The 14,551-nt window shown below is 39.7% G+C and carries 2 protein-coding genes; both read right to left on the bottom strand.

All coding sequences use genetic code 11. From position 1 onward, the window contains the following. Positions 1-152: 152 nt before the first annotated feature. A complete protein-coding gene (locus AC59IL_RS36615) occupies positions 153-2,507 on the bottom strand; it encodes an ABC transporter permease (RefSeq protein ID WP_496557214.1) in 2,355 nt (784 codons plus the stop codon). Next, the gene (locus AC59IL_RS36610) at positions 2,504-14,500 is read right to left on the bottom strand and encodes an amino acid adenylation domain-containing protein (RefSeq protein WP_496557213.1); all 11,997 of its coding nucleotides are present in this window, start codon (positions 14,498-14,500) and stop codon (positions 2,504-2,506) included. The genes AC59IL_RS36615 and AC59IL_RS36610 overlap by 4 nt, the downstream gene beginning before the upstream one ends. Positions 14,501-14,551 lie beyond the last annotated feature (51 nt).

Genomic DNA, 14,551 nt, shown 5'->3' with positions numbered 1-14,551 from the left:
ATTCAGTTTCATTAAAGGGATAAAAAAGGCATGTTATTTCCTGCAGGCATGGCCCGCTTTTACAGCTGCATGAGTAAAGTCATAAACAAACTGGCGCTGCCGGTAGGCAACCGATTGTAATTTATCAGGTAGAAAAATGCTTCAGGAATTATTTACTCATTCTTGAGTAAATTAGGCACGCGGCCTCTGAATAACCGGTAAAAGGGATATGCGATGTTAACAGAGATTAAAAACAAAATAATTATCAATGCTGAGATATATGGAAATAACGATGTTTCAGAAGAATAAGCATAATTCTCCCGCCATCTTTGTATTAAATAATAAGAAAGGGGCCCAATAAGCAGGAAAACAACCAACACGATATATCCAAACGGCCTGAAAAGAAGCACTAAATTATTGGTAAAGCTGCTCCCCAATACTGATCTGATAGCCAGCTCCTTTATTCGTCCCTTTATTATAACAGATGCAATGCTGAACACACCAAAACAGGAAACGATAATAGCAATTATAGAAACCACTAAAAACAGGGTCAGCAGTTTGTTTTCTTTCAAATACTGACTATTAAAATAATCGCTGAGATAATAATAATTAAACGGAGCATCAAAGTTTAATTTCTTCCATTCATTTCCGATAGTTTTCAAACTTCCTGATTTTGCTTTAATCAGAACTTTATTAATGGCATCCTTCCTTACATTTAGTTTACCAATTATTATTGGTTCAATCAGATCGTGAAAAGAAGTCTGGTGAAAATCCCTGATCACCCCCACAATACTTTTTGCCGTATCCATTGAAATTTTGATACCGGAAATAGTAAGTTTAGGAAACTTATTCAAAAAGCTTCTGGTAACTACCAATGAATTGGCATCGGATGTTCGATCAAAATATCTGCCATCCACAACCGGCATACCTAATAATTTAAAATAATTTTCATCTGCTTTAAAATAAGAATAAACAACTTCTTTATTATTCTCATTTAAAATGCCGTGAAATATCTCTTTGCCCGGAGCCTCGCCCGGAACGGTTGTACAAAAAGATACATCCTCTATATCCGTGCGGTTAAGCAACTCTTTCTTAAAGGTTTCCAACCTGCTATTATAATTACCCTCAGGAACATCCACTACCAATATATTCGCGGTATTAAATCCGAGATCATACGTGTTGAAAAAAGTTAATTGTCTGTGTAATTCAAGCGTTAATATAATAAGTCCGGCAGATATAGCTAATTGAAGAAAAAGGATTGTTTTGTGACTCCAGGAAGTATGTGAAACCAACATCATTCTATTTTTGAGCAATTTTGCTATAGATTGGCCCAACATGTGATGCGCGGGAATAAACCCACCGAGGCCGCCGATTATAATAATCAGGATTAAAATAAGCCCCCCAAAAATGAGCAGTTGACCAAACCCTGGTATAAATTCAATTTTACCAAGTGTATTTATGTATTTTACCGACAGTAAAAAAATTACAATAGAAAGCAGTATAGCAATAAAAACACCTAAGACCGAGTCGCCAACAAATCCGCGGATAATCTTCTTTTTTTCTACACCGTACAATTTTTTCAACCCTACTCTCGTAGCTTTTTTGTATGAAATAACTATACTATAATTAACAAAATTTGATATTCCGATAATTAAAAGAAATAAAGCCAGCAAAGAAAGAATATAAAGGTTATTCGCATTGCCCTTTGGCGTATCCATTTGCAGGGGTTTGCTAAAGTGAAGTTTAGAGAGCGCAGTACTTTTGAAATTAACGCTAAAGCCCACCCCGGCTTTCTGAATCATTGGATTGAACACCTTATCGCCGAAATTATTCAATGCACTGGTAACAGCCCCATCATAACTGTTGTTCTTTAGTAAAACATAGGTGTAATAATTGGTATCGAAATAAGATTGAATGCCTTCTTCTATATTCCCGGCCGTGTATTTATCGTAGATCAGGGCATCGAACGTTAAATCTGAATTGGATGGAATATCTTTTATAACTGCGGTTACTTTAAATGCATCGTTTTTTACCTTTACAAATCCATTTAAACAGGGTTTATTACCAAATAATTTTCGGGCAAGTGTTTCTGTAAGCACAATCGAGCCGGGATTACTCAGGGCGTTAGCAATATTTCCCTCTATACAATCAAAGGAAAATATCTTAAACACTTCGTTATTTACTCCATAAATTTTTTCGTCAAAAAAGGAACTGTTGTTATGCTTTATCTCCGGCTTTCCTCCAATCATTCTGAAAGACGCATAACTTTCAATGGCCGGATAATTTTTGACTATTTCAGAACCCAGGAGACCTCCCGTAGCAGCATAATGATCGGTTGAACCATTTGCTGCAATTTCCATAGACAGCCTGTAGATCCGATCATAATTCTTATGACTTTTATCGTAACTGGTTTCATACGCAATATACCAGAAGATCAGAAAGCTTACAGCGATTGAAATTGTCAACCCAAGTACAGCCAATGCTGATGACCTGCACCAGCTAATTATTCGTTTCAGAGTGAGTGTCATAGGAGGGCTCTTTTTGTTAATACCTGACAAATCCCATTCGAAATCAATTTAAGATTTTCTTTTATTTCTAAAAAATCTATATGCGAACCATCTTCCAGCGTGATATAGCTGGCCGTTCCTTTGGTATAGTTATCCCACAAACGAACCTCATGTGACGACGCCTTACATATAAAATTAATTATATCTGACTTGATCTCCTTATTTACATTTTGCATTTCAGCATTGAACACGTGTATATAGGCTCTTAATGAACTTTCATATCTGGCCAGGAACATCTTTCCCTGTTCGGTATCGTTTATGAACGCTCCTACATTCGCTATATACGCCTTTACAAATTCCTCACGTTCCTCAATAACTGTCGGCTCCGAATCCAACATAATGAGTAAACATTTTCTACCTTTTTTCTCCAGAAAACCGGCTATTTCGAAAATTAAATTCCCGCCACTTGAAAGGCCTACCAAACAAATTTCATCAGTGGCATTTACTTTATTAAGTACAAGATTGCCATAGTAAGTACGCACATCTTCCAGATCAATGAATGGTTGTTCATTTTTCCCCATTCCTCTGTAATTGAATAGATGGCAATTGCAGGTATGGTCTAAATATTGAACCAGGTCTCTGTACGCTATTCCCAGCCCACCCGCCGGCGGGAACATAAAAAGGTTACTTTTATTCCGGTCAATTACTTTTTGAAGATAAAATGTACCCCCTTCGTTACTATTTCCAAATGTACCCGTGCCTTTTTTTACCAATTTTTCCGCCAGTTCACTAATGGTTCTGGCGGTGAAATAATCAGCTAAATCAAGTTTACAAGGAAATATTTTACTCACCTTTCTGTATATCTTCACCAGCCTGAGCGAATCACCGCCCAGTTCAAAGAAATTGTCGTGCAAACCCACTTTCTCTACGCCCAGTATCTCCTGCCATATTCCGGCCAGTATTTTCTCTGTTTCTGTTTCCGGCGCCTGGTACGCATTCCCGGCTGTATGCAGATCTGCCTGAGTCAACAGCGCTTTCCGGTTTATCTTCCCGTTCGATAGCAAGGGCATTCGATCCAAAATCATGATCCCGGCCGGCAGCATATAGCCGGGCAGGTTCTTTTTCAGTATTTCGCGTATATTTTCTACCGATATATGCTCATTGGGCCGTAGCTCAACATATACATGTATCTGCTGATCTGCGTTCTCCCCTTCCCGGTAAATAATCGCTGCCGACAACCCAATGGCGGGTATGCTGTTTACACAGGATTCAATTTCGCCCAGCTCTATCCGGTAGCCTCTCACTTTTACCTGACTGTCGCGCCTTCCCAAAAATACCAGGTTGCCATCCGGTAAATATTTACCCAGGTCGCCTGTTTTATACATTCGCTCCCCGGCAAAAAAAGGATCATTGGTAAAAGATACATTGGCCAACCGGTTAATATATCCCCTGCCCACGCCCATTCCCGATACACAGATCTCCCCTTTAACACCGGGTGCACATAACTGGCCATCGGTATTCATTACATACACCTGCATATTTTGTATGGGTTTGCCTATGGGAACATTCCCGTCTGCCGGAAGCTTGTCCATCACCCAATGCGTGACATCATCTCCGGCTTCTGCAGGACCATAGGCATTGATGAGTTGTATTTCGGGGAAATAAGTAAACCAACGCTCAACAAGGCTAACGGAGACTGCTTCACCGGTAACAATAAGGTATTTCAATGAAGAGAATCGAAATCCTGTATCTTCTATAATCTCCAGAACCGTTTGCAAATAACTGGGAACAATTTCCAGGATATCTACCTTGTCTGATTCGAGGCGATGCAAAAAGTGTTCAACATCCAGAACAACCTTATCAGGATATATCACCGTAGTTCCTCCCCGCATCAATGCGGCCATAAACTGCCAAACGGAAATATCAAATGATTGCGATGCTGTTTGCGCCAGCACCGTATTGGAATTTATATTTAACAACGCGATCTTGGCCATTGTGTGATTGAGCATATTGCGGTGCTCTATCATAACGCCTTTGGGAATACCTGTTGAACCCGAAGTAAATAAAACATACGCCAGGTTGGTGAAACACGGTTTCCTGTGTGGAGGATAAGAGGCAGAACACAATAATAAATCATCTGAATAATCCTGGAATTTACCGGCAACACCGTCATCCATCCGATCCCGGATATCAGCCTTGTTGTTATCAAGGCATAAAAAGCCCAGCAATGATTCGTTGTTACATACCAGCTTTCGGGCTACATCCAGATAACCGGGACCAACTATTAAATACTTCGCTGATGACTCATCAATCATCTGCATGATCCTGGTTTCGGGCAAAGCGGGATCGATGGGCATATAAGCCGCATTGGCTTTCCATATTCCTAATATACTCTCAATAAATTCCGGGCTTCGATCCATTAAGATGCCTACCACGTTCTCCGTTTCAATTTTCCTGGAACTTAAATAATTGGCAATCTGATTGGTTTTGTCATATAGTTCAGCATAGCTGATCGCTGCTTCGCCAAACAGAATCGCCTTTTCGCCGGGATACCTGCCGCAAATTTCATCTATCAAAATATCCTCGGGTTTTTGCTCATCCATTTCAACAACAGGTCCCTGGCCCATTTTCAATATTGCTGCTTCAAGGCCGGCAGACAGCAATTTCAAATCAGCCATCAACACACCCGATGAATCGGGTATTCTTATCAACAGATCGCTGAATAATGAAACATAATTATTTATCTGATCGATGGAATACAAATTTGAATTAAACTCAACGTCAAGTTTAATCTGGTCATTACTTCCGGAAAATATAAAACTGATATCAAATAAACTCTTTGTTGATTCAAATTTCAATGACTGAATGTTATGATCCGGCAATTCTGTTTGTTGTTGCCAATCGAAAATATCATCGAACTCCTGATACTCTACCAGTACATCAAACAACGGTGATCTTGATAAATCGCGGTCGATTTTCAAATCATCCAATAGTTTATCGAACGGATATTGGCTAAAAGACAATGCTTCTATGATCTCCTGCTTTGCCCTGATAAAAAACTCATTTACTGTAAAGCTACCGTTAACAGTAAGGCGAACAGGTATTGTATTTACAAAAAATCCAATGAGGTTCTGAATATCCGACTGATCTCTGCCTGCAACAATGGTACCTGTGATAATGTCCGTCTGATTGGTTATTTTGAAAAACAGGATATTCAGTACGCTGTTAAGAATGATAAAAGAGCTACACGCATACTGTTTTTTTAAACAATTCAACGCGCTGCATGCATCTGAATCCAATTGAAAACTCAAAGAAATGCCGGTATAGGATTGTATACTACTCCGGTTAGTTATTACAGGTAAGTCAAGTTTTGGCAGGTAACCCTTCAGTTTTTCCATCCAATACTGTTTAGATTCATTGCCAAACCTGCCTTGTAAATGGTCGTTCTTCCATGCAGCGTAATCTTTATATTGTATATTCAGCGTTGGAAGCGCGGGCGGTATGCCCCGGCCAATACTTTCGTAGAACCGGAAGAAATCTCGCATGAATATCATAACCGACCACCCATCTGTAATAATATGATGCATGCATAAAAAAACATAGCACTCATTTTGCGTTTGTATGATCTTAACTCTAAAGAGAGGGCCTTTTTCAAAATCAAATCGCTGATCTTCTTCCCTTTTAGCTTCTTCTGCCACATTTAGCGATCCTCCATCCTCAACAAATTCAAGGGGCATCCTGAACTCATTCGCCGGAATCACTTTTTGCAGTGGCTCTTCATTTATCGTAAGAAAAACAGTTCTTAATATTTCATGCCGTTCCACTAATAATGCGAGTGATCGCCTCACCACATCCACATTCAATATCCCTTTTATTTTAAAGGCGTAAAATTGATTGTACGCTTTCGACGCATTTTCAAACTGGCTTAAGATCCACAATCTCTTTTGTGAATTAGACAGTTCATAATACTCTCTATAACCAATTGGCTCAATGCGATTATATTTATTTTGTTGTGCCAGTATTATAAAGTTGGCCATTGCAGCCAGGGTAGAATTTACAAATAACTCCCTGAAGGTTATGTTCGTTTTAAAACGGTCTTCGATCAAACCAATTAATCTCATGGCTTTTAGTGAATGCCCGCCAATCGAAAAAAAATTGTCTTCCTTTTTAAAGTTACTATGCCCCACTACTTCCATCCATAGCTTATAAAGCATTTCTTCCGTAGCGTTCAGGTCCTGATTTTCCCGAATCGAATGTCCCTGCCCGGGAATAATTTTTGACAAAGCCGGTCTATCGATCTTTCCGCTTGACAATAAGGGAAGTTTATCAAGAATTATAAAACTATCCGGGATCATATATTCGGGAACATGTTTCGCCAATTCCTGCCTTAGCCGTGAAATGTCTTCAAAATCTTTTTTCTCAAAACTCACAAACGCCTGCAGGTAATTTTCACCGTTCTTCTGCTTCATAAGAACAGCACACGCATTTACCATTTCGAGCCGCATGATATTAGCTTCAACTTCTCCCAATTCAATCCTTATTCCCCTGATCTTTACCTGACTGTCTTTCCTTCCAAAAAAGTCGATTTCCCCATTTGGCAAATACCTCCCAACATCCCCAGTTTTATACATCCTGTAATTTGATTTATCAAACGGATCGTCTAAAAAAACTTCACTTTCTTTTTGCTTATTATTGATATACCCTTTCCCTACCCCGATACCCGAAACAACAATTTCTCCTTTCACATTAACAGGGCATACCTGCATCTCTTCATTCAATATCCTGATTTTTAAATTAGGTACCGCTTTCCCAACTAATACCCTTGATCCTTCAATTGCTGACTTTATTGTATAATGAGTAATATCACAGGAAGCTTCAGTAGGGCCATATGCATTCACTATAGGAATGTGGGGGAAAATAGTAAACCATCTTTGTGTCATCACGGGAGTAAGTATCTCTCCACATGTAACCAGTATTTTCAGGTCGTTGAAGGTTACCGGATCGTTTTTTCTCTCGATGAAATACAGGAATGAGTTTAAATAAGACGGTACAACTTCTAAAATATTTACTTTATGTAACTGTAAGCTATTGATGAAAAGACCCGGATTCAGAACAGTACTGTTATCAAATATACAGGTGACTCCTCCCACTGCAAGTCCCAGGGCAAATTGCCAGATTGAAATATCGAATGTAGGGAAAGCGCTTTGCGCTATAATGCTTTCGTTCGTAACCTGTAATACTTCTTTTTTTGAATAAAGATGATTCATCATTCCCCCATGCGTAACTATGGCTCCTTTAGGCTTTCCGGTAGAGCCGGACGTGTAAATAATATAGGCAGCCTGATCGGGCCCATCAGGTTGGCAATCGGCATATGTTTCCCCGTCACTTTTGCAATAGCTGGTATCGTATTGATTGAATGCTGCCTGACCAATAAATCTATTCTTTTGACTTACTTTATCTATTTCTATAATTGAATCGAATCTGAATTCGGTTAATTCATTTCTGATCAATCCTATTTTAGGGGAATGGTGAATTTTCTTTATTTCCCATATCTGATTTATAAGATTATCAATAAACTTTTTACTTACAAAAAGCTCATTGCTCCAGTCGGTTTTTACATTTGCCGGATTATCATTCATTCTTTGATATTGAAAAAAAGACGCTTCCAGCTCTTCACGCTTATTTTCATCCATCAGATCCCCCAAAAAAATAATTCCTTTCTTACCGCAAAGATCAATGCACGATCTCAAAACTTTCCCGAGGTAATTGTAACCACTAAAATTTTGAATTACACTATTGAGAATGATAACATCGAAATCCTTTTCATCGAGCTTGTTTATATCAATAGCCGGCAAACAATATTGCTTAACATTTTTTAGTTTCCTTTTTGCAATTTCCCGCTCATTGTTCTGAATGATAACCCCGGAGATGTCTGTTGCAACGTATTGATCAACAAAAGGAGCTATTGCAAACATGGTAATTCCGGAGGCGCAACCAATTTCAAGTACTTTAGAGTTTTTGTTAATATAGGGAGCCAGTTTTTGAAAGGCATTATTCGCATATTCTTCCATTTCCTGACCCGAAAACGGTTTGCCGGTATAGCTGTTTATCCATCCGCCGGCTGTTATTTCATCAACGCCCTTTTCACCAATATATTCCCACAATTCCTTTGATAGCTTATCCCTGCCAGTATTGACCAGGCTGTAAAAATCGGGGCTATTTACACAAAAAATCGAATGTATTGCCTGCGCTCTCCACTGTAATGCATAGGCAAGTTCAGCATATTTTGATTCAAATAGCAGGAAATGCGATTGCGCATCATTTAAAAAATATAAGAGACGTTCAATAGGATCTGTGGGATTCAATGGCAGGTAAATAGCATTGGCGCCCCAGATCGCCAGAATTGATTCGACCCATTGAATCGATCGATCCATGAGAACAGCAACAATTGCTCCCCGGGTATTTATGCTGTTTAAAAAATTCCCGATTTGCGCTACATTATTATATAAATCCCGGTAAGTAATAGCCTGATCGTTTTGTACGACTGCCACCTTTTCGGGGAAAGCCGCCGCATTGGTTTTTACCAGGCTAAAAAGGTTTACATTCCAATCTATTTCTTTATTTGAATGGAAGGCATCTAATTCGCGCCGGTCTGCATCGGAAAGATATTCAGCCTTGCGAATTTTTGCATACGGCCTGCTCAAAAGCCAGTCGGCTATCGTTTTATAGTGATTGACTATTCTGTTGATATCCTGATCAGAATAAATATCCGTATTGAATCTCACATTGAGGTGAAGGCAATCCTCCTCTTGCCTGAACATAAAATTCAGATCATATATACTCGTAAGTTTATCAACCTTAAATTCTCTGATGTGGAAATTATTTGTAAATGCCCTGAAGGTTCCTCTTCTTTGAACCATATCATTGAAGTTTTGCAAGCCTATCAAAACATCAAAAAGAGGCGCCCTGCTTAAATCGCGCTTTACTTTCAGTTCATCTATCAATACATCAAAGGGATATACCCTATGCTCCAATGATTCCAGAATGGTTTTACCAACCGAATGGGCAAAAGAAATAAAAGTTTGATCAATATCTATCTGATCCCTCAGCACTAATGTATTTATATAAAAACCGATCTGGTTCTCCAGATCAGGATGATCGCGGCTACCATTGTAAGTGCCAATTACGATGTCTTTTTCATTTGTGTATTTATAGAACAGGGCCTTCAAAATTGCTGTAAGCGTCGAAAAAAGCGTTATTTCCTGTTTGGCACTGAAATCATTAATCCGTTTACTTAACTTTTGGGTAAAATCAAAACTCAGTTCTTTACCATTATATGTAATATTAGCGGGCCGGTCGTATGAGCAGGGCAATTCCAGCACAGGTAATTCGCCGGAGAGTTTATTTAACCAGTAATTTCTATGATTTATATATGAATCACTTTCCAGTTCTTTATTCTGCCATTCTGAAAAATCTTTGTACTGAATCAACAACGGGGGCAATTGTATTTCTTTCCCTTCCTGCAAACAACTATATATTGTCAGCAGATCGTTCATGAATATTGAATCAGACCAGCCATCATTAATAATGTGATGCATGCATACAAGAACGGCATGCCGTTTATCAGACATCTTCATTAAGGTGATCCTCATCAGAGGGGCCTGTTCAAGATCAAAATCCAGGTGAACGGAGCGGTCTATAATTTTATAAACTTCACCATCCGGATCTATTTCCGATTCAAGGCTGATGTATTGTATTTTAAAATCCAGATCAGCCGGATCATGTACTCTTTGGAATATTTCATTTTCCTTATGTTCAAATGAGGTTCGTAATATTTCATGCCGTTTAATTAATATAGTAATTGCTTTTTCTAAAATTGTTCTGTTGAGATCGCCTGTAATATCATAAGCTTCGCATTCATTGTAAGCAATGGAGGTGGCTTCAAATTGCGATAACACCCACAGTCTTCTTTGTGCGTGAGAGATCCGATACCTCTTTTTTTCAGGAAGCGCCGAAATATTGGCATAAACAGCAATTTTGGCGCTTTCGACCAATTGGCTGAAATCTTTCAGTACAGGATGAAAAAATATATCCCTCAAATTGACCTTCACATTTATTGCCTTATGGATAGCCGAGGCTAACCTGATCGCCTTCAATGAGTGCCCGCCCAGTTCAAAGAAATTGTCGTGCAACCCAACTTTCTCTACACCTAGTATCTCCTGCCATATTCCGGCCAGTATTTTCTCTGTTTCTGTTTCCGGCGCCTGGTACGCATTCCCGACGGTATGAAGATCTGCCTGAGTCAACAGCGCTTTCCGGTTTATCTTCCCGTTCGACAGCAAGGGCATTCGATCCAAAATCATGATCCCGGCCGGCAGCATATAGCCGGGCAGGTTCTTTTTCAGTGTTTCGCGTATCTGCTCTACCGTTATAATTTCATTGGGCCGTAGCTCAACATATACATGTATCTGCTGATCTGCATTTTCCCCTTCCCGGTAAATAATCGCTGCCGACAACCCAATGGCGGGTATGCTGTTTACACAGGATTCAATTTCGCCCAACTCTATCCGGTAGCCTCTCACTTTTACCTGACTGTCGCGCCTTCCCAAAAAGACCAGGTTGCCATCCGGTAAATATTTACCCAGGTCGCCTGTTTTATACATTCTCTCCCCGGCAAAAAAAGGATCATTGGTAAAAGATACGTTGGCCAACCGGTTAATATATCCCCTGCCCACGCCCATTCCCGATACACAGATCTCCCCTTTAACACCGGGTGCACATAACTGGCCATCGGTATTCATTACATAAACCTGTATATTTTGTATGGGTTTGCCTATGGGAACAAGGTTGTCATCGGGCAACCTGTTCATAACAAATAATGCCACATCATCTCCGGCTTCTGCCGGGCCATAGGCATTAATACACGTAATGCCGGGGAAATAACTGAACCATCGTTCAATTAGCTGTACCGAAACCAGTTCACCGGTTACAATAAGATATTTTAATGAAGAGAATCGAAATCCTGTATCTTCTATAATTTCCAGAACCGTTTGCAAATATCCGGGAACAATTTCCAGAATTTCTACTTTGTCTGATTCAAGCCGATGCAAAAAATCTTCGACATGCTGCAGGCTATCTTCAGTATATATCGCAGTAGTGCCTCCCTGTATCAATGCGGTTATAAACTGCCAAACGGAGATGTCAAATGATTGTGATGCCGTTTGCGCCACTACGGTACCAGCACCGATATTCAGCGAAGAAGCCATGTACAATTTGTGATTGAGCATTCCCCTGTGTTCTATCATTACACCTTTAGGAGTGCCTGTAGACCCCGAGGTAAATAAAACATAGGCTAACGCTGCAGCATCCGGCTGCCTGTGTTCTGCGTGGGCATCTGAGCATTGAAGCAGATCCGCCGAAAAATCAAGTTGTTTACTGCGATAGTCCTTTCTTCCACCCCCTGCGTTCTTTTTATCAATCACTATTATTGAATCGTATCTGAACCTTGTTAACTCATTCTCCAGTGTTCCAATCTTTGTTGTATGCTCAACTTTACTGATCACAGGGCTCTCACACTGCCAGTCATCAAAAAAGCGCCTGGGAACAAACAATTCATTCGACCAGTTAACTTTGGTAATGTATCCTGCTCCGGCATGTTCTTTTTTAAATGCTTCCAATGAATCCTGCATCTGCTGTTTTTGATTAAGGTCCATAACATCACCAATGAATAGCACCCCCTTTTCTTTCAACAACCCTATGGCTGCATGCAGTACTTCTTTCAAATATTGATAGCTTTCAAAATCCTGAATTACACTATTGAGTATTATTATGTCGAACTCATTTTCTTCCAGGTCTGAAAGCAGATGGGCAGGTAATTGTAGCTGCTTAATGTTTTTTATCTGTTGCCTTGATATAACTTTTTCATTGAGTGATAACACAACGGCCGATTGATCGAGGCCTACATATTCTGCCACCATGGGAGCCAGTTTAAACATGGTAAATCCTGATCCGCAGCCAATTTCCAAAACCCTGGCGCTTTTATTTAAATAAGGCGTGAGCTTTATTACAATATTGTTTGCATATTCTTTCATTTCCCGGGGGCTTAATGGCTTACCAGTATAGCTGCTATACCATCCACCGGCAGTAATGTCATCACTGGCATCTTCTCCTACAGCTTCCCAAAACGCCCTCCGTTCCTGAAAGGTTTTATACAATGGCGTATGCACAACTTTGTCTTTATCCAAACATAAATAGCCCTCCAATGTTTTGCTTTCCCAAACCAGTTTATCCGCCAGATCAAGATAGCCTGAACCAAACACCAGGTACTTCGCTGCCGATTCTTCAATCATCTGCATGATCCTGCTTTCGGGAAGAGAAGGATCGATGGGCATGTAAGCCGCATTGGCTTTCCATATTCCCAACATACTTTCAATAAACTGCGGGCTGCGATCCATTAAAATTGCTACCACATCGTCTTTACCAACACCCCTCCCGTGCAAATAATTTCCTATCTGATTACTCTTCTTATACAGTGATTCGTAACTTACTTCCTGCTCTCCAAACCGGATGGCAGTTTTTGAAGGATATTTCAGGCAAGCTTCATCTATCAGCATATCCACGGGCCTGTTCTCATCAATCTCCAAAACCGGGCCCCGGCTCATTGCCAGTATTTCCTTTTTTTCGCTTGCAGATAATATCGACAAATCACTTATTGGTATATGCGGAGATTCAAGTACCTGATGAATCAGGTTTGAATAGTGGCCCATGATACTGTCAATAGTTTCCTTACTATATACAATACTATTAAACCCGATTTTTGCCGAAAGCCGGTCACCTGGGAAAATGGAAATTTCAAAATCATAACTGGTTTGATCAAAAAAGCCGGCCTCAATTATTTCAATTTTATTTTTCGACTCCCGGCCGCCGTTATTGTCTTCGGGATAATTCTGAAAACTAAAAAGATGATTGAACAATTCCCCCTCCACATCTGCATATTTCTTAATGTTCACCAATGGAAAATGATGGTATTCATTGGTAATGATCGCATTTTTCTGAGCAACGGTTGCCACATTCAAAAAAGTATCTGTTGGCTTACATGTAAACCTGATGGGTATTGTATTGATAAATAGCCCTATTATATGTTCTACTCCTTTAATCTCGGGCGGCCGTCCGGAAACTACTTCACCGAACAGCACATCGTTCACATTATTATATTTAAACAGTAAAACAGCCCAGATAGTCTTTAACAGAATATTTTGCGTTATCTGATTTTGTTTACCCAGTTTAACCAGTTCAGCAGTTACCGCTGAACTAAAATTGTATTCCGCATGTGCCTTATGATAATGCTGCCCGAACCGGTTCCTGTTTTCATAATTCAACAAACAACTGATCGTTCCAAATCCCTTAACATAATGCTGCCAATATCTTTCAAGATCTTCTTTTGAACGTGCTTTTATCCACTTGATATATTCTTTATAGGGTACTGCCGGTGCAAGCTCCGGTTGTTTGTTTTCCAGTAAAGCATGATAAACCTTCAAAACTTCAACGGCCAATGTTTTTGTGCACCACCCATCAAACAATATGTGATGCCAGGTCCAGATCAATTCGTATTCCCCTGCTCCCACTTTTATAATACTTATTCTCATGAGTATATCCTTACTCAAATCGAATGAATTTTTCCTGTCAGATTCTTTAAATTCTTCAATAAAAGAATTTATTTCAGCCGGCCTGGTCAAACAGGCAATTTCATTGTAATAAATTTCAGGTAACCTGTTCTTTAAAACTATTTGCAGCGGTCTGTCTATTTTATCATAAATAAACGCTGTTCTTAAAATATCATGTCTTTTAAAAACGAACCTGAATGCTTCATTGAACTTATCCCGATCGATTTCTCCCATTACCCTGAATGAACGTTGCTCCAGATAGGTGGGTGTTGACTTATTTACAAGCGTATGAAATAGCATACCCTCCTGCAATGGCGTTAATTCATAGATATCATCAAATTTTTGACTCATGCGGCGAATTGTAGAATTAAAATAAGATGTGATCGAACACAATGCTGCCCT

Source organism: Niastella sp. sgz303648, from assembly GCF_059587045.1.
The sequence above is the reverse complement of the archived record's forward strand: the minus strand, read 5'-3'. Positions and strand labels throughout refer to the sequence as shown.